We start from the raw sequence: 20,624 nt of genomic DNA on the forward strand, positions 1-20,624 counted from the left end.
CAGGACAGAGGGGGGCGCGAAAGGGCGCCGACCATCTCGATTCCCATTTACAGCCGTAACGCTACGTCCGATCCCTGAACCTGTTGGTGATCGGATAGCGCCGGTCGCGGCCAAAATTCTTCTTCGTGATCTTCACGCCCGGTGCCGCCTGCCGGCGCTTGTATTCGGCGATGTAGAGCAGGTGCTCGACGCGGTGGACGGTTTCGCGGCTGTGGCCGCGCGCGACGATGTCGTCGACGGCCATGTCGTTTTCCACCAAGCATTCGAGGATGTCGTCGAGGACGGGATAGGGCGGCAGGGAATCCTGGTCCGTCTGGTTCTCGCGCAATTCCGCCGAGGGCGCCTTGTCGATGATCGACGCCGGGATCACTTCGCCGGAAGGGCCCAGCGCACCCGGCGGCACATGCCCGTTGCGCCAGCGGCAGAGCGCGTAGACCTGCAGCTTGTAGAGGTCCTTGATGGGATTGAAGCCGCCGTTCATGTCGCCGTAGAGCGTGGCGTAGCCGACGGACATTTCCGACTTGTTGCCGGTGGTGACCACCATCGAGCCGAACTTGTTGGAAATCGCCATCAGGAGCGTTCCGCGGGCGCGGCTTTGCAGGTTCTCCTCCGTCACGCCCTCCTGCGTGCCCTCGAAGAGCTGGGTGAGCGCATGGTTGAAACCTTCGACGGGCTCGAAGATCGGCACGATGTCGTAGCGGCAGCCGAGTGCGCGGGCACAGTCCTCGGCGTCCTTCAGCGATTCTTTCGAGGTGTAGCGGTAGGGCATCATGACCGCCCTCACCCTCTCCTCGCCGAGCGCATCGACGGCAAGCGCCGCGCAAAGCGCTGAATCGACACCGCCGGAAAGGCCGAGGACGACGTTCTTGAAGCCGTTCTTGTTCACGTAGTCGCGCAGGCCCAGCATGCAGGCGCGATAGTCGGCCTCCTCCTTCTCGGGGATGAGGGACATGGGCCCTTCCGCGCAGACCCAACCGTCAGCCGTGCGCCGCCAGGTGGTGACGGCGACAGCCTCCTCGAACTGGCTCATCTGGAAAGCCAGCGACTTGTCGGCCTGGATGGCGAAGGAGGCGCCGTCGAAGACGAGCTCGTCCTGGCCGCCCAGCATGTTGGCGTAAAGAAGCGGCAGGCCGCTGTCGATGACCTGGACGATGGCCACCTGCTGACGCACCTCCACCTTGCCGCGATAATAGGGCGAGCCGTTGGGGACCAGCAGGATTTCGGCGCCCGATTCGGCCAGGCTCTCGCACACGTCGAGCTTGCCCCAGATGTCCTCGCAAATGGGGATACCGAGCCGCACGCCGCGGAAATTGACCGGGCCCGGCATGCTGGGGCCGGGTTGGAAGACGCGCTTTTCGTCGAACTCGCCATAGTTCGGCAGGTCGAGCTTGTGGCGTTCGGCGATGAGCGTGCCGCCGTCGAGCACCGTCACGGAATTGTGGACGCCGCTTTCGCGGGAGAGCGGCGTGCCCATGATGACGCCGGGACCGCCGTCGGCCGTGTCTGCGGCAAGTTCGGCAACCGCCTTTTCGCAGGCCTCCACGAAGGCCGGTTTCATCACCAGGTCCTCCGGCGGATAGCCGGCGATGAAGAGCTCGGTGAAGAGCACGAGGTCGGCGCCATGGCGGGCGGCGTCGGCGCGCGCCTCGCGCGCCTTGGCAAGGTTGCCGGCAACATCGCCCACGGTGGGGTTGAGCTGGGCGACGGCAATGCGGAGGATGTCGGGAGCAGCGTTCATGGGCAGTCCTCTAAGCAATTCCGGAAAAGTGGAAACCGGTTCTCCGTCCGGAATTGCGACAAAACAAAGAGTTAGACCAGTTCATCGATTCCATGAAACGATGAACTGGTCTAGCGCATCGGCCCGAAAACCGGAATCGATTTTCGGAAAGCACGATGCGTAGCTTTAATAACCTACAGCGTCCTTTTGTGCGTCCTAAAGGACGCACGGCGCTGTAGCCCGCGGCCCGACGGCTTGCAACAAGCGGTGGCGGGTCAGCCGATGAAGCCGCCCTCGCCGCGGTCCAGCATGAGCGGGATGATCAGATCTTCCTCGTCGTGAAGGTGGCGGGCAAGCATGTCGATCAGGCGGGTATTCTCGTCGGCATAGGCATCGGCCGCGAAAAGCTGACGGTCGGCATTCTCCTTTAGGGCCCGGAGGAGTTCTCGCCCCTTCTCGCCATTGCGCTCCAGCGCATCGTGGATGACATGATGATCGCTGTCGAGGATGTCGAAGCCGCGCTGGAGCCGCCGCTCGGCCTTGGCGAAGGCGGGAAAATAATGCTGGTCCTCCACCTGATGGTGGCCGTGAAGCTGCTGCAGGAAGAAGCGCAGGCGCGGGGCGAACCATTGGGCGAAGGCGGCCGGCGGCAGATGGCCTTCGCGATAGTCGGCGACACTTTTCTGCAGCATGCCGCCCAGTTCGCGGAACATATCGTGCCGCTGCAGCCAGAACTGCGCCATCTCGCCAAGATTGGCGTGGCCCTGCCACGTCTCACGCGGGTATTTTTCCACCAGGAACCGCAGGTCCTCGGGCAGTTCCTTGCGGTTCTCGATGCGAAGGCCGTTCGGCAGGTCGGTCATATATGGCTACTTCTGCGGTTTTTGCGGTTCGTCGGCCACCAGGATCGAATCGCTCGAACGCGCGTATTGTGGCAGGCCGTCCGTTATCTCGTAGTAATCGCCCTTGTCGGCAACGAAAATATGCGCTTCCGCCTTCAGCCCGCTCGGCCGCTCGAAGCTGCCGGCCATGATCGACGTCACATCCGCCCCGTTGCGCTTCCAGAAGAGCACCGAGCCGCAGGTCTTGCAGAAGCCGCGCCTGGCGAAATCGGAGGCGGCGTACCAGGCGAGGTTGCCGGCGCCTGCTATCTCGAGGCGGGCATTGTCGACGTCGGTTGCGGCATAGATATGCCCGCTCTGCTTGCGGCACTGGGAGCAATGGCAATAGACGACACAGCGCAGGCTGCCGTGCGTGCGAAAACGGACGGCACCGCACAAGCACCCGCCTTCTCTTAACCGTGACATGAACGTCCTCCAGCAAAAACCCCCGCCACTATGCCATGGCGAGGGTGTCGGCTGTATCGCAAAGCGTTGAACGCTGCGGTCAACGGAAGCGCGCCACGACGCGCCTTTTCAGACTGCCGCAACCTTCTTCGCCGGGTGCGCGGCCGCGTCCTTCTTCAGGAGCTCGGCCACCAGGAAAGCAAGCTCCAGCGCCTGGTCGGCGTTGAGGCGCGGGTCGCAATGGGTGTGGTAGCGGTCGGAAAGGTCGTCGGCCGAAATAGCGCGGGCACCGCCGGTGCACTCGGTGACGTTCTTGCCCGTCATCTCGATATGGATGCCGCCGGGATGCGTGCCTTCGGCACGATGCACCGCAAAGAATCTCTCGACCTCCTGCAAGATGCGATCGAAGGGCCGCGTCTTGTAGCCGTTGAGCGAGATCGTGTTGCCGTGCATGGGATCGCACGACCAGACCACCTTGCGGCCTTCCTTCTCCACAGTGCGGATCAGCTTCGGCAGGTGAGCCTCCACCTTGTCGGCGCCGAAACGGGCGATCAGCGTCAGCCGGCCGGCCTCGTTCTCGGGGTTGAGCGCGTCGATGAGGCGGATAAGGCCGTCGGGCTCCAGCGATGGCCCGCATTTCAGGCCCAGCGGGTTCTTCACGCCGCGGCAGTATTCCACATGCGCGTGGTCGGGCTGGCGCGTGCGGTCGCCGATCCAGATCATGTGCCCGGAGGTGGCATACCACTCGCCGGAGGTGGAATCGACACGCGTCAACGCCTCCTCATAGCCCAGAAGCAGCGCCTCGTGGCTGGTGTAGAAGTCGGTCTCGCGGAGCGAGGGATGGCTCTCGGCGTTGATGCCGATGGCGCGCATGAAATCCATCGTCTCGGAGATGCGGTCGGCCAATGCCCGATAGCGCTCGCCCTGCGGACTGTCGGCGATGAAGCCCACCATCCACTTGTGCACATTCTCCAGGTTGGCGAAGCCGCCCTGGGCGAAGGCGCGCAGGAGGTTCAGCGTCGCCGCCGACTGGCGGTAGGCCATGTCCTGGCGCGCCGGGTCGGGCGTGCGCGAGCCTTCCGTGAAGTCGATGCCGTTGATGATGTCGCCGCGGTAGGAAGGCAGCGACACGTCGCCCTTCACCTCGATGTCGGAGGAGCGCGGCTTGGCGAACTGGCCGGCGATGCGGCCGACCTTCACCACCGGCTGGGCGCCGCCGAAGGTCAGCACCACCGCCATCTGCAGGAAGACGCGGAAGAAGTCGCGGATATTGTCGGCGCCGTGCTCGGCGAAGCTTTCGGCGCAATCGCCGCCCTGGAGGAGAAAGCCTTCGCCGTTGGCGACGGTGGCGAGCTGCCTTTTCAGCTTGCGCGCCTCACCTGCAAAAACCAGCGGCGGATAGGTCGCAATCCGCGCCTCGACCTCGGCCAGCGCGGCCTGGTCCGGATAGGCCGGAACCTGCTCGATCGGCTTGCTTCTCCACGAATTCGGCGACCATTTCGTCATGTCAACACCCATAGGCTCTACCTTCCCGCCGGCGTCTGCCGGCCGGAAAGCGGCTATTTAGCGGAAGCTTTGCCCGGATACTACCCCGCATTTGGGCGCGAAGCGATGTAAAAGGCGGGATAGGGGCGACTTTCGCGCTGGGCAGATGGCAGCGCCAAGCGCCCTCGTGGTTCGACAAGCTCACCATGAGGGCTGCTGAGACGTCGCTGCCTGTGTTCAGGGCAGTATCCGTTGTCGCTATTCGGCTCTTCAACGTCGAAAAGGCGCAGCGCCCCAGTAGCCCTCATGGTGAGCTTGTCGAACCACGAGGGCGCTTGGCACCGTTTCTACTCCACCCGCTCCCCGTTCCGCACCCGATAGCTCGGCTGATACATCGTCACCAGCTCTTCCGCCGCCGTCGGGTGGATCGCCATGGTCTGGTCGAACGCGTCCTTGGTCAGCTTCGCCTTGACGGCGATGCCGAGAATCTGCGCCATCTCGCCGGCGTCCGGCCCAAGGACATGGGCACCGATGACGCGGCGCGAGGCGGCGTCGACGATGAGTTTCATGATCATCTTTTCCTGCCGCCCGGAGAGCGTGTGGCGCATGGGGCGGAAGCTGGCGCGGTAGATTTCCAGCGCATCGTAGCGCTTGGCCGCGGCCGCCTCGCTCAGGCCGACGGTGCCGATCTCGGGCTGCGAGAAGACAGCGGTGGCGATGTCCTCGTGGTCGACCTTCGTCGGATTATCCTTGAAGACGGTCTCGATGAAGCACATGGCCTCGTGGATGGCGACCGGGGTGAGTTGCACGCGGTCGGTCACGTCGCCGATCGCCCAGATGTTGTCGATATTGGTGCGCGAATAGTCGTCGACCAGTATCTCGCCCTTCACCCCCGTCTTAACGCCGGCGGCATCGAGGCCCAGGCCTTCGGTATTGGGAATGCGGCCGATGGCCAGCATCACCATGTCGAAGGTCATCTTGCCGCCCGACTTCAAATGCGTGTCGAGCCGGCCGTCGGCACGCTTTTCGACCGCCTCGAAGATATCCTGGCACAGTATGCGGATACCCTTGGCCTCCATGGCCTCGTGCAAGCCGCGGCGGACGTCGCTGTCGAAACGGCCGAGGATCTCCTTGCCGCGGTAGATAAGCGTCGTCTCGACGCCGAGCCCATGAAAGATATTGGCGAATTCCACCGCGATATAGCCACCGCCTTCAATGGCGATGGAGCGCGGCAGCGCTTCGAGGTGGAATGCTTCGTTGGAGAAGATGCAGTGCTCGTGGCCGGGCAGCGCCTCGTGCGGGTTCGGGCGGCCGCCGGTGGCGATGAGTATCTTCTGCGCGGTCAGCGTCTCGCCTCCGACGCGCACCGTGTGCCGGTCGAGGAGGATAGCCCTTTCATCGAAAATGCGCGCACCGGCATTTTCCAACCCCTTGCGATAGAGCCCCTCGAGCCGGACGATCTCGCGGTCCTTGTTGGCGACGAGCGTCGGCCAGTCGAAGCGGGCCTCGCCCAGCGTCCAGCCGTAGCCGGCCGCATCCTCGAAATGCTCCGGAAACTGCGAGGCATAGACGAACAGCTTCTTCGGCACGCAGCCGCGGATGACGCATGTGCCGCCGAAGCGGTACTCCTCCGCAATGGCGACGCGCTTGCCCATGGCCGCGGCGAGGCGCCCTGCCCTGACACCGCCCGAGCCGCCGCCGATGACAAAAAGATCGAAGTCCGCCATGCTGCCCTTACCCCATGTGCTCGTGCTTTCGTGTCATCTTCAGCTATGCCGCGTGCGTCGAAAATGAAAGCCCGGCGTGAAAGCCGGGCTTTGAATTCCGTTCAATAATCCGTTTTCAGGCGTTTACTGGCCGTTATCGGCGTCATTCTCGGCGGGCGCCTGGGCATTGGTGGCAGCCTGGAGTTGTTCGGTTACGCTGTTGGACAGGTCGCGCTCGATGCCGCGGCGCCAGACGGTGGCGGCCCTGAGCACCTCGCGGGTGACGATCGGGCCTTCGGCCAGAAGCTTCTTTCCCGTGGGCGAGGTGTAGAACTCGGTGATGTTGTTGAGGTCCTCCTCGCTGAACACGCGCGCATAGGCCTGCGCCGCCTCGTTTTCCAGGTCGGCGCGGCGGCTCGCCAGTTCGAGCGCCTTTTCGTCGACGGTGGCATTGATGAGATCCACCATGTTCGGGCTCTGCTGGATGAGTTCGGCCTTCAGCGTCTGCGCGGCCAGCGGCAGATAATTGTCGAAATCGTCGGTGGCGGCGATTGCGTCGATTGCGGTGCGCGCGGCCTTCAGATGCGATTCCGAAATCTCCTGGGCGGCGGCCGGTAGCGAAAACGCCGCAAGGGTCATCGCGGCGGTGAGCGCAAAAAGGCGGGCGCGTTTAGCCAATGTCATTTTCGATCCTACTCCGTTTTTTGGTCCGTCAGCTTTGCGCATCGATCGTCCTCACGCCGTCTTCCCCGGCAAGTATCGCCAGGCTGGCAAGGCCGATGAACAAGCCGTGCTCCACGACACCGGGTATCGCGTTCAACTCGTCGGCAAATGCTCTTGTCGCGGGAATACGGCCAAATGATGCATCGACGATAACATGGCCGCCGTCGGTGAGGAAAGGCTGGCCCTCAGTCATTCGTACGGCGATTTCGCCCGTCAGGCCGAAGCGCCGGCCGGCCGCCTCGATGGCAAGTATCGTGGCGCGCAGGCCGAAGGTATTGACCTCGATGGGCAAGGGAAAGCGGCCGAGGGTTTCGACAAGCTTGCTTTCGTCGGCGATGACGATCATGCGGCGCGATGCGGCGGCTACGATCTTCTCGCGCAACAGTGCGCCGCCGCCGCCCTTGACGAGGGCGAGGCCGGGGCCGATCTCGTCGGCGCCGTCCACCGTGAGGTCGAGCTCGGGCGTCTCGTCGAGTGTGGTGAGCGGCACCGAGAGCTCCCGGCACAGCGCCTCCGTGCGCTCGGACGTCGGCACGCCGACGATATCGAGCCCGTCGGCCACCCCTGCGGCGAGCAGCCGCACGAACTCCTCAGCGGTCGAACCCGTGCCGATGCCGAGCTTCATGCCGCTCTTGACGTACCCAAGTGCCGCGCGTGCGGCCTCGACTTTCAGTGCTTTGGCGTCCGCTGCCATCTTGTCCCCAACAGTTTGGGATGCTTCCTAACTTTTTTCGCCACGTCCGGCAAATACCTTCGTACCGTGCCAGCTTCCTTGCAGACCGCGTCGTGCCGCGGTATCCGCCATTGGCACGAAGGGGATATCAATGACCAAGCCTATCGTCGTATTCGACCTGGATGGAACGCTTGTCGACACCGCGCCGGACCTGCTCGACAGCCTCAATCACTGCTTGCGCAGCGTCGACATGCCGTCGGTCGACGGGGCGCAGATCCGCCGTTTCATCGGCGCCGGCAGCCGCGCCATGATCGAGCGCGCCTTCGCCGCCGATGGAAGGCGGCTTGCGAACGGCCAACTCGACGCGCTGCAGGCCCTCTTCATCGAGCACTACACGGCCGGAATGCCCGGCCGCTCTCGGCCTTTCCCCGGCGCGCTCGATGCCGTGGCGCGATTCCGGCAGGCGGGCTTCCTCGTCGCCGTCTGCACCAACAAGCACGAACGCTTGTCGCGGCATCTGCTGGAGGCCCTTAAGATCGCCGGACTGTTCGAAGCGATCTGCGGCGGCGACAGCTTCGCCCACAGAAAGCCCGACCCGCGCCACCTCACCGATACGATCGCGCGTGCCGGCGGCGACCCGGAAAGCGCCGTCATGATCGGCGATTCGCGCACCGATATAGACACGGCCAAGGCGGCCGGCATCCCCGTGGTGGCCGTCGATTTCGGCTACACGGACCAGCCGGTGCATGTGTTCGAGCCAAGCCGCGTCATCTCGCACTTCGATGCTTTGACGGTGGAGCTTGCCGAAAGGCTCATCGCCGCCGCCGCTGGTCAGCCGGCGTCTTGACTTCACTGCCGGGCACCCCTTATATCGCCGCGCGCTCGGCATTGACCGGTCGGGCGGGCGCGTAGCTCAGCGGGAGAGCACACCCTTCACACGGGTGGGGTCGTAGGTTCAATCCCTACCGCGCCCACCATCCCGACAGAAAGGAGCGCAGCGGACTAGCCTCTGTTTCACGAGTCCAAGCTGCTGTTTCACGAGCTGATGTCGATGCTATCCTGAGAGCGATCCCAACGTGCACGCTTCCATCGTCAGGGCGGCCGCCTTCGTGGCTTCCATTTTTGCGCTCTACATCGCGGCGGCGATGCTCGTGCCGGCGGCGGTCGATCTTTATTACGGTCACAGCGACTGGCAGGTCTTCGCCATCTGCGCCTTCACGACCGCCGCCGTTGCGCTGACGGTTGCTGCCGCCACGCGCGACCGTACGCCCATCCGCTCGACGCGCCTTGCGTTCTTCGTCGTCGTCGTCCTGTGGGTGACGCTCGGCGTCATCGGCGCCTTTCCGCTCTATACGGCCTCACTGAAGCTCGATTTCGCCGGCGCCGTGTTCGAATCCGTCTCCGCCATCACCACCACCGGCTCCACCGTCATTGCGGGCCTCGACGACCTGCCGCCCGGCATCCTCCTGTGGCGGTCGCTTCTGCAGTGGATCGGCGGCCTCGGCGTCATTGCGCTCGGCCTCTTCTTCCTGCCGCTTCTGAATGTCGGCGGCTTTTCCTATTTCCGCATCGAATCCTCGGATATCGAGGATCGGCCCTTCGAGCGCCTGTCCAGTTTCCTCCAGGCTCTCGTCGGCATCTACGTGGTGCTCACGGCGTTGTGCGCGATCTCCTACGCCGCGGTCGGGATGACGACCTTCGATGCGGTCAACCATGCCATGACGACGCTCGCCACCGGTGGCTTCTCCACCCATGACGCGTCCTTCGGCTATTTCGAGAGCGATGCGGTGTTGTGGGTCAGCACGGTCTTCATGCTTCTCGGCGCCCTGCCCTTCTCGATCCTCATCCTCTTGGTCGTACGCGGCCGGCTGGACGCGATGCGAGACCCGCAGATCCGGCTTTTCCTTGCCTATGTGGTCGGCATCGTCCTGGCGCTTGCCATCCATAGGCGCATCGTGAGCGATACGACATTCGGTGAAGCGTTGACGAGTTCGGCCTTCAACCTTGTCTCGGTCATCACCACGACGGGCTTTGCCAGCGAAGACTACTCGTTGTGGAGCCCTTTCGCCGTCACGGTGTTCTTCTTCGCCACATTTCTCGGCGGCTGTTCCGGCTCGACGGCCGGCGGCGTGAAGTCCTACCGCCTCCTCATCCTCGCGCGCATGCTGCAGAACGGCTTGCGCACGTTGGTCTATGGACGCTCGGTGCAGCCGCTGCGCTACGGCAACCGCACCGTGGACGAGGATATGCAGCGCTCGATAACGCTTTTCGTCGTCGGCTTCATCCTCGTGTGGGTGAGCGGGACGCTGGCGCTCGCGGCAGGCAACCTCGATATGGTCACCTCGATGACAGCCACCTTGACCGCGATCACGAATGTCGGCCCCGGCCTCGGGCCGGTCGTCGGTCCGGCCGGCAATTTCGCTTCGCTCAGCGACTACGCGAAGTGGATACTGTCCGCTTCCATGCTGCTCGGGCGGCTGGAAATCTTGGCCGTCCTGGTGATTCTGACGCCGACCTTCTGGCGCAACTAGATCAGTTCATCAAACTGATCTAACCCCTTGTTTTGCCGCAATTCCGGACGGAAAACCTGTTTCCACTTTTCCTGGAATTGCTTTAAGTCAGCTGCCCGGCACGCGGATTTCCTCCACCTTGGCCAGCGCCTTCTTCAGGTTGTCGTCGCGGCCATAAGTGTCGGCGTGATAGGTCACCTCGCCCGCCTCCGGCCAGGCGGTGAAATAGCCGACATAGACGGGGATCTTCTGCGGGGCGTCCCGCCGTGCGTTGCGTCCCTTGCCGATCTCCCGGCCGATCTCGTCCACCGATGTGCCGAGCACGGCGGCGGCCATGGCGCGCGGGTCCTGCAGGCGCACGCAGCCGTGGCTATAAGCGCGGGTATCGCGGCTGAACAGCTCCTTCGCCGGGGTGTCGTGCATGTAGATGCTGTGCTTGTTGGGGAACATGATCTTCAACTCGCCCAGCGCGTTCGCCGGACCGGGCGGCTGGCGCACGCTGAAGGGAATGTTGGCGCCGTAACGGTTCCAGTCGACGGATGCGGAGGAGACGCGCCGGCCGCGCGAATCCGTCACCTCATAGCCGGCCCGATCGAGATAGCCCGGGTCGCGCCTCAGCCGCGGCAGCTGCTCGTTGACGAGGATCGAGCGCGGCACGCCCCAATAGGGGTTGAACTCCACATACTCGATCTCATCGTGGAAAAAGCTCGTCTGGTTGGACGGCTTGCCCACCACGGCGCGCATGGAAAGCTTTTCCCGGTCGTCCTCCAGATAGGTGGCGGTGAAGGAGGCGGCGTTGATCATCACCCGCCTATTACCGAGATGGGAGGGGTGCCAGCGCAGGCGCTCGAGCGCCAGAAGCACCTTGTCGATGCGGGCCTGCTTCGATTCGCCCGCCAGTGCCCCGACTGTACGGCGGCCGATGATGCCGTCGGGGTTGAGGTCGTGCAGATCCTGCGCCGCCTTGACGACGGGCACCAGCTCCTGCGCGTAGGTTTCGCTGCCGGCATGGGCGACCAGCACCTCGCCGTGCTCGGCGCGGAAGGCCGCGTCGGCGTCACGCTCGATGATCTGCAGGATCTTGGGGAATTCGGGATGGCTGGACCCGGGCCGGACGAAGGTCTCGGTATCGACGACGATCTCCTTCTCCGCACTTGCCCTCAGCGCCTTCAATTCCCTGCGAAGCGCGGCGTAGAGCGTGTTCTGCGGGTGCAGTGACTGGAGATAGGCGGCAGGCTTCTTTGTCCGCGCCAGAACCTCGAGCACGGCCGCCGCCTCCAGCGGCTTTTTGGGGAAGTCGTGGTAGCCCGACAGCTTGTTGGGGTCGACGCGGCCCAGGTGGGCGTCGCGCGCATAGCGCAGCGCACGCGCCGAAAGCGCCATCTCGAAGCGGATGAGCGCCTGCCGCCGCTCCTCGGGCGTATCGAGGACGGCGGACGCGGCGAGCGGCACGTTGACGGCGTAGTCCCCCTCCAAAAGCCCAAAAGCGGAGGCATCGTTGAGGACGCGCAGAACCGCATCGGCCTTGTCGTTCAGCCCCGCCCCTTCGACCCAGATGAAGCCGGGGTTGCGCTCGTAATGGGTGACGAGCGCCGCGGCGACCTCCTTCTCCGCGCGCAGATCGAACCCGGCAAGGCCGGCAAGCGCCTCGAGGAAGGGCGACGGCGCGGCGCCCCCTTCCCGGTCCTCCTCATCCAACGCGGCCGCGATGGCCGCGAAATCCACCTTCACCGGCGCCTCCGGCCGGTAGTCGTGGAAGGAGGGCGCGGAGATTTTCGGCGCGGCCACCCGCGGCGCGGGCGTGGTCGCCGGCTGCTGGCGGGGCGGCTCGGCGACGCGCTGCCTGTTGGCGCGGTTGCCGAAGAGTATGTCGAACAGGTTTCGCTCGGCGCTCGCCGTCGATGCCGTCCCTGTGAGGGCGACCGCAAGCGCCAGCACCGAAAGGCCGCTGCGTTTGGCAAACGTCATCGTCATGAAATCACCCCGCGATTATCCTGCGTCTTATCGGTAACGCTATTCATCAATGGTTCGTTCGAACGCCCAACTCGCGCGCACCAGCCGATCGAGAATCCATCGACCGCGAAAACTATACCCGTTTGGTGAACCAAGCGTAACCGCGGGCGTCCCTGCCCCGGATTGGCGCATCTTCACGAAATCGTGACCGGCCGTCTTCCGCCCTTACTGCGCGGCGGCGAGAAAGGCCGGCCGCACCGCGAATTCGCCCACCTGCAAGGCGGTCCGCCGGTCGGACAGGATGCGCCGGTGCCCAGTGCCCTCCACCCAGCGGCGCTCGACATGCGGCCCCGCACGGCAAAGAGCGTCCGCATCCTCCGGCGCCACTTCCCGGTCGTCCGGCGCGTGCAGGACGAGCACCGGAACGGACAGGCGCGCCAGTTGTGCCGCGCCTTCGAAGGCGCGAAGCGGCTGCCCCGTTACATATTCGACTTGGGCATGGAAGGCCTCGCGCGTCCTCCTCCCAAGCCCGCAATGGTGCGCGAAGCCGTCGAACACATGCTGCATCGCATTGGGCGCGGCGATCGTCACCAGCCGCTCTGCGGCAACGGGGGCGATGCCCTCGATCGAGCCGACGGCAGCGTTGACGATCACCGCCCCGCCGAGGGAATGGCCGATCATGACGGAGAAGGGCCCGAGCCAGAGCTCCGCCGTCTTCACGGCCGCAACGGCCATCGCCATGTTCAGGCGCCGCCCGGCGGAGGCGCCATGGCCGGGCAGGTCCAGCGCCACGACACGCATCCCCTTCCCGCGCAGTTCCTCGATGATGGCGCGCATATGCTCGCTGCGCGAGCCCCATCCATGCACCACGAGCGCGGTCGCCCGCCCCATACCGCCGGCAGGCGGGCGGAACTCGTGGCACACGAAATGCCCGTAATCGCTGGTCAGCCAGTGCCGGCGCGCCTCCATCATGAAGGGATGCGCCACCCGCAACGCCTCCCGCGCCCTCGGCGATGCGCGCCGCGGGTTCGGCGTGCGGCAGAAGAGCGCGAACGCGGCTCTGCCCGTCAGGCGTGGCGCCACGGGCTCGGCTATGGCAAAAAGGCCTCGGACGAGCTGCAACGGGAAGGAAATCATCTTGCGCGCCTCATTCTGTTCAATCATGAACATTATAGTTCAGTCATGAACAAACAGCAACGGCTTCCCTGGGAAAATCCCCGGTTCCGCAACTGGATCGCCGTGGTGCGGGCGGAAAAGGCCGTCGTGCGCGCGCTTTCCCAGGCGCTCGCTCCCCTCGGCCTGAAGATCGCCCAGCTCGACGTCCTGATGAACCTCTACCGCCATCCCGGCACCTCCCAGCACGAATTGGCGCGCCGCCTGCTCGTCGGTCGCTCGAACATCACCATGCTCCTGCCGCAGCTCGAACAGCAGAACCTCCTGCGCCGCGAGGGCGACGCCAGGGACAAGCGCATCATGCGCCTTTACCTCACAGACGAGGGCGAGGCGCTGCTGATGAAGGCGCTGGACGTCTACACAGCCCTCATCGACCGCGTCATGGCGCAATCAAGCCCGGAACTCTGCGACGCCATGGGCGAACAGATGCGGCGGATCGTCGATGAGCTGGAGGGGGAGTAAAGGGGGTGGACGTGGACGCTGGTTTGGGTCCCGCGGAGTTAGCAGGCAGAGCGCCGAATGGCGGCGTTGCGGACTTTGTTGCCCTTCCCTGCACGTCTCGAAAGCCGCCATTCGCACTGTTGCCGAAGGTGCCCCCCTTACCGCCCGCGGCAAACACAAAGACTAATCCTTGCGAACATAAACGAGCCGCTCCCTGAGATATGGATTGCGCCCAACGCCTTCCTGGCAATCAGCACCCTTCGCTGGAATCATTGCGCGTCCCACTGCATGAACCTCATCAATTCTGCCGAGCCCGCCTACCTAGTTGGGGTAGCTGGCGGGCGATTCGGCGAGAGGTATGATGTTTTTTTGGTGCGTTGGGTCTTGGCTGCGCACCGGCATGTAGACGGCAGCGCTCGCCCCTACCAACGCTCGACGTGGGAGGATGAAATGCGCCTGTTGTCAATGTATTCCATGGCCGCCTTTGCCGGGCTTGGCCTTTCGACCGCCGTCCTGGCAGCCGACATGAGCGACGACGAACTGATCGAGAATGCAATGTCCGCGGCACCTGATGCCGTGGCGAGCGCTGCGACAATCATCGCGATTGACGAAAACGGCGAGGTACGGACGCTGCGGGATGGCACAAACAACTTCACCTGCTTGGCCGACGATCCGGGCCCCGGCAACAATCCGATGTGTCTGGATCAGAATGCCATGGCCTGGGCGGAGGCGTGGATGAACAAGGCGGAGCCACCAAAGGGCAAGGTAGGCTTCGGCTACATGCTGGCGGGCGGCGCTACCCCCAGCAATATCGACCCCTTCGCCAAAGCGCCGGAAGGCGCGGAGCCGGAGCAGGAACCGCCGCATGTCATGCTCTTCGCGCTGCCCGAGCTACCGACTGACTATCCCCAGCCCGGAGATACCCCCGACAGGTCGCAGCCTTGGGTAATGTGGGCTGGAACGCCTTACGAGCATCTCATGATACCCGTTGAATAAGGCTTTCGATCGGCGCGAGCGCATAATCCGCCGCGCCGACCTTTCTCCCCAATAGCGCTTTCGCCATCTCCTCAGCCGGAACCTCTGGCTCCGAACCCATTCGGGCCCCTTTGGCGCTCTTCAGCAATGTGGAGCAGACATGGTGAGCGCCGCCTCGATTGCGCCATGAGTTTGGGTTGCATTCGGTGTCGGCTTTCGGGGATGGAATCCTGCTCAGGAAGGTCGCGTTTGGGCTCAATCGAGCCGTTCGTCGTGCCAGCAGCCCGAACCAGCCTCCTACCACATCGTCTTCGCCGCGCGCCCCGGCCATTCGGCGTCATAGCTCTTCCCGTCGATGTCGCCACGGCTCAATTCACCCAGGATATCCCCCGGCGTCGGCAGCAGGGCCGGGTCCGCCTGCGCCTCCTTCTCCCACAGCTTTGAGCGGTGGATCGCCCGCGCGCACTGGAAGTAGACGCTTTCGACGCGGATGACGATGACCGAGCGCGGCGCCTTTTCCTCGATGGCGAAGGAGGCGCACAGCTCCGGATCGGCGGAAAGGTGCGCCCGGCCGTTGACGCGCAGCGTGGTGCCGGAGCCGGGCACCAGGAAGAGGAGGCCGACGCGGCCGTCGCGCACGATGTTCCTCAACGAATCGATGCGGTTGTTGCCGCGCCGGTCCGGCATCATCAGCGTGCGCGGGTCGTGGATGCGCACGAAGCCGGGCTTGTCGCCGCGCGGCGAGCAATCGAGCCCTTCCGGGCCGGCCGTGGCCAGCGAAACGAAGGGCGAAGCCTGGATGAAGGCGGCATAGGCGGGAATGATGTGGTCGATCTCCTTGACGATCGAGGTCTGCCCCGGCTTCCCGTAAAGCGCCTCCAGTTCCTCGATCGTCCCGATCGCCCCCGCATCCATCGTCTCAGCGCTCACGGCTCAGCCCCTTTTCTTCCAGTTCGCGCAGATAGTCCTGCCAGCGCTCTTCACGCTCGCGGCCGAGCGTGGCGAGATAGCTCCAGCTGTATAGCCCGGTGTCATGGCCGTCGTCGAAGACGATGCGCACGGCGTAGTTGCCCACCGGCTCCACGCGCGCGATCGCCACGTCCTTCTTGCCGCCGACCGTCACCCGCTGCTCCGGCGAATGGCCCTGCACCTCGGCCGAGGGCGAGAGAACCCGCAGCATCTCGGCGCTGAGCGACATCGGCTCCCCGTCCGGAAAGCTCACGGTCAGGAGCCTCCGGTCTTTCGAGACGCGCAATTCTTTCGGTGCTTTCATCGCCAGCCTCCGGCCTTCATCCGCTCATACACTGTTGGGATGGAAGACACCGGCGATGCAAGGGCCAATTTGCAACCCCATTCGCCGAAAGGGGCCGGAGGGAAGCCTTCCAGCCCCAGAGAGACTACAGCATCGACCCGAAATCGGAATCGATTTTCCTTTGCGCGTCCAAATGGAGGCGCGGCGCTCTAAAGTCTAATTTTACAGTTACGCGACACCCTTCGCGCCCCCCTCTTGAATTTACAATTGGCCGATGCGGCTCCATCAGGCGAGGAAGGGAAGGCCTTCGATGTCGAGATCGAACGGATCGAGATCGCTTGGCCTCAGCACGTCGAACTCGAACCCGGGCGCGGAAGAGATGTCCTCCCCGGCGTCGGTGAACAGATCATCGTGCGTGATCTCCTCGGAAAGCGCCGGCGCCTGTTCGGGAGAATCCTGCACCCGCCCGGCATCGGCATCCGAGGGCTGGTTTTCCCGGCTCGCCTCGAGCGCTTGCCACTGTTCCTCGACGAGTTCGCTGATTTTGCCGGGAGAGCGCGTCAGCGCCAGCATCACTTCATCGCCGGTCACGATCGATATTTCTTCGCCATCGAGCTCGAAGTTGATCCGATAGAAGAAATCCGGCTGCTCGGCGTCGGGCAGCCACCACAAATCGCCGTCCTGCCGCACGGGAATGTCGCTCAGATCGGAGACGGTCGTCGGCTCGAAAAACTCCAGATCCCCATCTGCGCCGTATTTCGCGCCCAGCGAGACCTGGAATTCACCCACGTGAGGTGCGGGAGATTGCACGGCGTCGTCTGCACCGCTCGGCGTTTCCTCTCCCACGACCGTCGCGTGACCGCTCACCGTGGAGGCGTTTTCGCGCGTTGTTTCTGCGATGACGCCCGACATCCTGGACAGTCCCGACGGGCGCAATTCCCCAAGATCGGAAGAAGCTTTCCAGTCGAACGAGCCTTCCGAAGATGTCGTCTCGTTCATGTGGAGGTCAATCCTGTTCTCCCTGGAGAGGTCGTTGGCATCGGGCGGGGAAACGGTGAAATCAATATCCACAGATCCCTGCTTGGTATTATTCTGATCCAGCAGACGCTCTTCGGCGCTCTTTTCGGTTCCATTTGGATTCACGCCAACACTTGCCGTAGCACCAACTGCAGAATACCCAAACTCATCATCGTCAAAATAAGTTTTATTATTTACAGTAACTGAACTTTTATCCGCCATAACAATATATCCCCATGTAGAAAATACAGAAAATCCATTACTACATGAAGTGCGGCGTGTCCATGGCGCACGTTCCGCCTGCAACGGCCGCATTGCCGGAAACCGGCGGGGGATGCTAGGTTGATGGGGTGGCTTGAAACTGCCGTTGTCATGGCCACATCAAAGACAGGCAAACAGGCGAACAAAGACAAAACCGCATGAACCAAGCCGGCAGCATGATCGACCCCTTCGGCCGCGCAATCACCTATCTGCGCGTATCGGTGACGGACCGCTGCGACTTCCGCTGCGTCTACTGCATGGCCGAGGACATGCATTTCCTTCCCAAGAAGGATCTTTTGAGCCTGGAAGAGCTTGAGCGGCTATGTGCCGTCTTCATCGAAAAGGGCGTTCGCCGGCTGAGGCTCACCGGCGGCGAGCCGTTGGTGCGCAAGAACATCATGCACCTGGTGCGCCAGCTTTCGCGGCACCTTCAAACGGGTGCGCTGGACGAATTGACGCTGACCACCAACGGCTCCCAGCTCGCCCGCTTCGCCGCCGAACTTGCCGATTGCGGTGTCAAGCGCATCAACGTCTCGCTCGACACGCTCGACGCTGAAAAATTCCGCGCCATCACCCGCTGGGGCGTGTTCGACAAGGTGATGCAAGGCATCGAGGCGGCACAAGCAGCCGGGCTGAAGATCAAGCTCAACACCGTCGCGCTCAAAGGCTTCAACGAGGACGAGATCCCGGAAATGCTGCGCTGGGCGCACGGCCGCGGCATGGACTTAACCGTGATCGAGACCATGCCCATGGGCGAGATCGACGCCGACCGAACGGACCAGTATCTGCCCCTGTCGGAATTGCGCGCGCGGCTCGAGCGGCAGTTCACGCTGACCGACATCCCTTATAAGACCGGCGGTCCCGCCCGCTATGTCGAGGTGATGGAGACCGCCGGCCGGCTCGGCTTCATCACGCCGCTGACGCACAATTTCTGCGAAAGCTGCAACCGCGTGCGGCTGACCTGCACGGGCACGCTCTATATGTGCCTCGGCCAGGAGGACGCGGCGGACCTGCGCGCGCCGCTGCGCTCTTCGGAAGGCAACGACCTCGTCTCCAACGCCATCGACGAGGCGATCGGCCGCAAGCCCAAGGGCCACGATTTCGTCATCGACCGCACGACGAAACGCCCCGCCGTCTCCCGCCACATGAGCGTCACCGGCGGCTGACAACGTTTTTTACCCAACTGGACCGATTGCCTCGCGCTCCGTTCGATCGTAAGCCAAGCTTACGAAATTCAGCTTCGGAGCCGAGGTGGCCCTTTCCCCAAACCTGCGCGGCGCGTTGTTCATCACCGTCTCCATGGCCGGCTTCAACGTCAACGACGCGCTGACCAAGGTGGTCTCGGCATCCATGAACATGGGCCAGATCATGCTCGTGCGCGGCGTCTTCGCGACGCTGCTGCTTGTTCTGCTGGCCACCTGGATGGGCGCCTTTGCGGCGCCCGGCAAGCTGATGCGGGGAAGCGTTCTCCTAAGGGTGATATGCGAGGTGGGCGCCACCGTCACGTTCCTCATGGCGCTCCTGAACCTGCCGATCGCCAATGTGAGCGCGGTTCTGCAGGCCCTGCCGCTCACCGTGACGGTGGGCGCTGCCCTGGTCTTTTCCGAGCCGATAGGCTGGCGGCGCTGGAGTGCCATCACCGCCGGCCTTCTCGGCGTCCTCATCATCGTGCGGCCGGGGTTCGAGGGTTTTAGCGCATGGTCGCTCTCCGCGCTTGCCTGTGTCGGCTTCTGCACGGTGCGCGACCTTGCCACGCGCCGCATTCCGCACGAGACGCCGACCGTGCTCGTGTCCGCCGTCACGTCGGCGGCCGTGACCGTTTGCGGCGCAGCGCTCGTGCCCGCCTTTGGCGGGTGGTCGCCGTTGGGCGCGGCGAACATCGCGTTTCTCCTCGCCGCGGCGGCGGCGCTCGTCGTCGGCTACCAGTTCATCATCACGGCCATGCGCATCGGCGACATCTCCTTCATGGCGCCCTTCCGCTACACGGCGCTGGTGTGGGCGCTGGCGCTCGGTTATCTCGTCTTCGGCGACGTGCCCGACGGGCCGATGCTTGTCGGCGCGGCCGTTGTCGTCGCCTCCGGGCTCTACGCGCTCTACCGCGAGCAGGTGGTGGGAAGGAAGAAGCCGATCGCAGAGAGCACCGGTCCCGGCATGGCGCCCGAGGGAACATGAGGTCAAGAACGGGCGGCAACCGCACGCCCGATGCCACTACCGAAGAAGTGATATTGCGGAAAAGATGATGACCGCCCGACCGTTCGACCGCACCACACCGCCCCACATCCTGACACTCGTCACGGCGGCCGGCACGGCGGCGATCGCGATGAACCTCTTCCTGCCGTCGCTGCCCGGCATGGCCACCTATTTCCAGGCGGATTACGGCATCGTCCAGCTTGCCGTGTCGCTCTACCTGGCGGCAACCGCTATTCTGCAGCTGGGCATCGGCCCGGCCTCGGACCGTTTCGGCCGCCGGCCGGTGATGCTGTTCTCCTTCGCCGTCTTCATCCTCAGCACGTTCGCGGCCATATACGCACCGACCATCGAGCTTCTTCTTCTGTGCCGCCTCTTCCAGGCCTTCGCCGCCGCCGGCATGGTGCTGGCGCGCGCCATCGTGCGCGATACGGTCGGCACCGACGAGGCGGCCAGCCGCATCGGCTACATCACCATGGGCATGACCGTGGCGCCGATGGTCGGGCCGATCATCGGCGGCATCCTCGACGAGCTCTACGGCTGGCACGCCACCTTCCAGCTCATGCTCGCCATCGGCATCCTTGCCTTCGTCGTCGTCTATCTCGACCTCGGCGAGACCAACACCCACCGCTCCGCCAGTATGACGGGCCAGATCAAGACATATCCAGAGCTCTTCGGCTCGCGCCGCTTCTGGGGTTACTCGTCCGCCGCCGCCTTCACCTCCGGCGCCTTCTTCGCCTTTCTCGGCGGCGGCCCGTTCGTCGCCACGCGGCTTCTCGGCCTGTCGCCCTCCGGCTACGGCCTGTACTTCGCCGTCATCACGGTCGGCTATGCGCTGGGCAACTTCCTGTCCGGACGCTATTCGCGCGCCATCGGCGTCAACCGCATGATGCTCACCGGAAACCTCATCGCCGTCGCCGGCACGGCTCTTTCCCTCGTCCTCTTCTGGCTCGGCTACTTTCATCCGCTATCGCTCTTCGGCCCGACCTTCTTCGTCGGCATGGGCAACGGCATCTCGCTGCCAAGCGCCAATGCCGGCGTCGTCAGCGTGCGGCCGCATCTGGCGGGGTCTGCGTCCGGGCTCGGCGGAGCGTTGCAGATCGGCGGCGGGGCGGCGCTCTCGGTGTTGGCCGGCGCCTTCCTGACGGCGCAGTCCGGCCCCTACCCGCTGCTCTTCGTCATGTTCCTTTCCTCCCTTTGCGCGGTGGTCTCAACGCTTTATGTCATCTATGTCGCCCGTCAGGCGGGCGAGTTGTGACACGGGA

At 64.1% G+C, this 20,624-nt stretch carries 19 protein-coding genes and 1 tRNA gene; 8 read left to right on the forward strand and 12 right to left on the reverse strand.

The features are described from left to right. Positions 1-61 precede the first annotated feature (61 nt). From GM910_RS12555 to rpiA, 7 genes are all read right to left on the reverse strand, one after another. Positions 62-1,738: an NAD+ synthase gene (locus GM910_RS12555; protein WP_159587898.1), complete on the reverse strand. Its 1,677-nt coding sequence runs from the start codon at positions 1,736-1,738 to the stop codon at positions 62-64. Between the two features lie 254 nt (positions 1,739-1,992). Next, complete coding sequence (locus GM910_RS12560) at positions 1,993-2,580, reverse strand: hemerythrin domain-containing protein (protein ID WP_159587899.1); 588 nt, start codon at positions 2,578-2,580, stop codon at positions 1,993-1,995. A gap of 6 nt (positions 2,581-2,586) precedes the next feature. Then, entirely contained in the window at positions 2,587-3,024 is a 438-nt protein-coding gene (locus tag GM910_RS12565) for a GFA family protein (protein WP_159587900.1), read from the reverse strand. Between the two features lie 108 nt (positions 3,025-3,132). Next, a complete protein-coding gene (locus GM910_RS12570; RefSeq protein WP_159587901.1) occupies positions 3,133-4,509 on the reverse strand; it encodes a class II 3-deoxy-7-phosphoheptulonate synthase in 1,377 nt (458 codons plus the stop codon). Between the two features lie 326 nt (positions 4,510-4,835). Continuing rightward, entirely contained in the window at positions 4,836-6,215 is a 1,380-nt protein-coding gene (gor, locus tag GM910_RS12575) for a glutathione-disulfide reductase (protein ID WP_159587902.1), read from the reverse strand. A 123-nt stretch (positions 6,216-6,338) separates the two neighbouring features. Continuing rightward, the gene (locus GM910_RS12580; RefSeq protein WP_159587903.1) at positions 6,339-6,878 is read right to left on the reverse strand and encodes a DUF2059 domain-containing protein; all 540 of its coding nucleotides are present in this window, start codon (positions 6,876-6,878) and stop codon (positions 6,339-6,341) included. Positions 6,879-6,906: 28 nt separating this feature from the next. After that, positions 6,907-7,611, reverse strand: a complete 705-nt coding sequence (gene rpiA, locus GM910_RS12585) for a ribose-5-phosphate isomerase RpiA (protein WP_159587904.1) — start codon at positions 7,609-7,611, stop codon at positions 6,907-6,909. A 130-nt stretch (positions 7,612-7,741) separates the two neighbouring features. Between rpiA and gph the strand changes: the two genes are divergently transcribed. From gph to GM910_RS12600, 3 genes are all read left to right on the forward strand, one after another. Beyond that, entirely contained in the window at positions 7,742-8,437 is a 696-nt protein-coding gene (gph, locus tag GM910_RS12590) for a phosphoglycolate phosphatase (protein ID WP_159587905.1), read from the forward strand. A gap of 55 nt (positions 8,438-8,492) precedes the next feature. Then, a tRNA-Val gene (locus tag GM910_RS12595) sits at positions 8,493-8,567 on the forward strand. A 99-nt stretch (positions 8,568-8,666) separates the two neighbouring features. Further along, positions 8,667-10,121 (forward strand): TrkH family potassium uptake protein, encoded by a 1,455-nt coding sequence (locus tag GM910_RS12600; protein ID WP_201285491.1) that lies wholly within the window; start codon positions 8,667-8,669, stop codon positions 10,119-10,121. A gap of 87 nt (positions 10,122-10,208) precedes the next feature. On the opposite strand, the gene GM910_RS12605 is transcribed toward GM910_RS12600, so the two are convergent. Together GM910_RS12605 and GM910_RS12610 are read right to left on the reverse strand one after the other, a co-directional pair. Then, the gene (locus GM910_RS12605) at positions 10,209-12,074 is read right to left on the reverse strand and encodes a L,D-transpeptidase family protein (protein ID WP_159587906.1); all 1,866 of its coding nucleotides are present in this window, start codon (positions 12,072-12,074) and stop codon (positions 10,209-10,211) included. 204 nt (positions 12,075-12,278) lie between these two features. Then, positions 12,279-13,217, reverse strand: coding sequence for an alpha/beta fold hydrolase (locus GM910_RS12610; protein WP_246226067.1), 939 nt, complete (start codon positions 13,215-13,217; stop codon positions 12,279-12,281). An 18-nt stretch (positions 13,218-13,235) separates the two neighbouring features. On the opposite strand from GM910_RS12610, the gene GM910_RS12615 reads away from it, so the two are divergent. Both GM910_RS12615 and GM910_RS12620 read left to right on the forward strand, forming a co-directional pair. Beyond that, positions 13,236-13,688 (forward strand): MarR family winged helix-turn-helix transcriptional regulator, encoded by a 453-nt coding sequence (locus GM910_RS12615; protein WP_159587907.1) that lies wholly within the window; start codon positions 13,236-13,238, stop codon positions 13,686-13,688. A gap of 267 nt (positions 13,689-13,955) precedes the next feature. Further along, positions 13,956-14,663, forward strand: a complete 708-nt coding sequence (locus GM910_RS12620) for a hypothetical protein (RefSeq protein ID WP_246226068.1) — start codon at positions 13,956-13,958, stop codon at positions 14,661-14,663. Between the two features lie 276 nt (positions 14,664-14,939). Here GM910_RS12620 and GM910_RS12625 read toward each other — a convergent pair whose 3' ends face one another. The 3 genes from GM910_RS12625 to GM910_RS12635 all read right to left on the reverse strand — a co-directional run bounded on the left by GM910_RS12625 (position 14,940) and on the right by GM910_RS12635 (position 17,133). Then, positions 14,940-15,557, reverse strand: coding sequence for a pyridoxamine 5'-phosphate oxidase family protein (locus GM910_RS12625; protein WP_159587954.1), 618 nt, complete (start codon positions 15,555-15,557; stop codon positions 14,940-14,942). Between the two features lie 4 nt (positions 15,558-15,561). Beyond that, entirely contained in the window at positions 15,562-15,915 is a 354-nt protein-coding gene (locus tag GM910_RS12630) for a gamma-butyrobetaine hydroxylase family protein (protein WP_159587908.1), read from the reverse strand. Between the two features lie 264 nt (positions 15,916-16,179). After that, positions 16,180-17,133, reverse strand: a complete 954-nt coding sequence (locus GM910_RS12635; RefSeq protein WP_159587909.1) for a hypothetical protein — start codon at positions 17,131-17,133, stop codon at positions 16,180-16,182. A gap of 197 nt (positions 17,134-17,330) precedes the next feature. On the opposite strand from GM910_RS12635, the gene moaA reads away from it, so the two are divergent. The 3 genes from moaA (at position 17,331) to GM910_RS12650 (ending at position 20,617) form a co-directional block, all read left to right on the forward strand. After that, entirely contained in the window at positions 17,331-18,338 is a 1,008-nt protein-coding gene (moaA, locus tag GM910_RS12640) for a GTP 3',8-cyclase MoaA (RefSeq protein ID WP_159587910.1), read from the forward strand. Between the two features lie 85 nt (positions 18,339-18,423). After that, positions 18,424-19,344: a DMT family transporter gene (locus GM910_RS12645; RefSeq protein ID WP_159587911.1), complete on the forward strand. Its 921-nt coding sequence runs from the start codon at positions 18,424-18,426 to the stop codon at positions 19,342-19,344. Positions 19,345-19,408: 64 nt separating this feature from the next. After that, the gene (locus GM910_RS12650; RefSeq protein WP_201285492.1) at positions 19,409-20,617 is read left to right on the forward strand and encodes a multidrug effflux MFS transporter; all 1,209 of its coding nucleotides are present in this window, start codon (positions 19,409-19,411) and stop codon (positions 20,615-20,617) included. Positions 20,618-20,624: the final 7 nt, after the last annotated feature.

The sequence above is a fragment of the Chelativorans xinjiangensis genome, assembly GCF_009812055.1.
Taxonomy (GTDB): Bacteria; Pseudomonadota; Alphaproteobacteria; order Rhizobiales; family Rhizobiaceae; genus Chelativorans; species Chelativorans xinjiangense.

Bases quoted from the DNA above. Each gene is read 5' to 3' on its own strand.
- GM910_RS12555 (WP_159587898.1), bottom strand. From the start codon at position 1,738: ATGAACGCTGCTCCCGACATCCTCCGCATTGCCGTCGCCCAGCTCAAC.
- GM910_RS12560 (WP_159587899.1), bottom strand. From the start codon at position 2,580: ATGACCGACCTGCCGAACGGCCTTCGCATCGAGAACCGCAAGGAACTG.
- GM910_RS12565 (WP_159587900.1), bottom strand. From the start codon at position 3,024: ATGTCACGGTTAAGAGAAGGCGGGTGCTTGTGCGGTGCCGTCCGTTTT.
- GM910_RS12570 (WP_159587901.1), bottom strand. From the start codon at position 4,509: ATGACGAAATGGTCGCCGAATTCGTGGAGAAGCAAGCCGATCGAGCAG.
- gor (WP_159587902.1), bottom strand. From the start codon at position 6,215: ATGGCGGACTTCGATCTTTTTGTCATCGGCGGCGGCTCGGGCGGTGTC.
- GM910_RS12580 (WP_159587903.1), bottom strand. From the start codon at position 6,878: ATGACATTGGCTAAACGCGCCCGCCTTTTTGCGCTCACCGCCGCGATG.
- rpiA (WP_159587904.1), bottom strand. From the start codon at position 7,611: ATGGCAGCGGACGCCAAAGCACTGAAAGTCGAGGCCGCACGCGCGGCA.
- gph (WP_159587905.1), top strand. From the start codon at position 7,742: ATGACCAAGCCTATCGTCGTATTCGACCTGGATGGAACGCTTGTCGAC.
- GM910_RS12605 (WP_159587906.1), bottom strand. From the start codon at position 12,074: ATGACGATGACGTTTGCCAAACGCAGCGGCCTTTCGGTGCTGGCGCTT.
- GM910_RS12610 (WP_246226067.1), bottom strand. From the start codon at position 13,217: ATGATTGAACAGAATGAGGCGCGCAAGATGATTTCCTTCCCGTTGCAG.
- GM910_RS12615 (WP_159587907.1), top strand. From the start codon at position 13,236: ATGAACAAACAGCAACGGCTTCCCTGGGAAAATCCCCGGTTCCGCAAC.
- GM910_RS12620 (WP_246226068.1), top strand. From the start codon at position 13,956: ATGAACCTCATCAATTCTGCCGAGCCCGCCTACCTAGTTGGGGTAGCT.
- GM910_RS12625 (WP_159587954.1), bottom strand. From the start codon at position 15,557: ATGGATGCGGGGGCGATCGGGACGATCGAGGAACTGGAGGCGCTTTAC.
- GM910_RS12630 (WP_159587908.1), bottom strand. From the start codon at position 15,915: ATGAAAGCACCGAAAGAATTGCGCGTCTCGAAAGACCGGAGGCTCCTG.
- GM910_RS12635 (WP_159587909.1), bottom strand. From the start codon at position 17,133: ATGGCGGATAAAAGTTCAGTTACTGTAAATAATAAAACTTATTTTGAC.
- moaA (WP_159587910.1), top strand. From the start codon at position 17,331: ATGAACCAAGCCGGCAGCATGATCGACCCCTTCGGCCGCGCAATCACC.
- GM910_RS12650 (WP_201285492.1), top strand. From the start codon at position 19,409: ATGATGACCGCCCGACCGTTCGACCGCACCACACCGCCCCACATCCTG.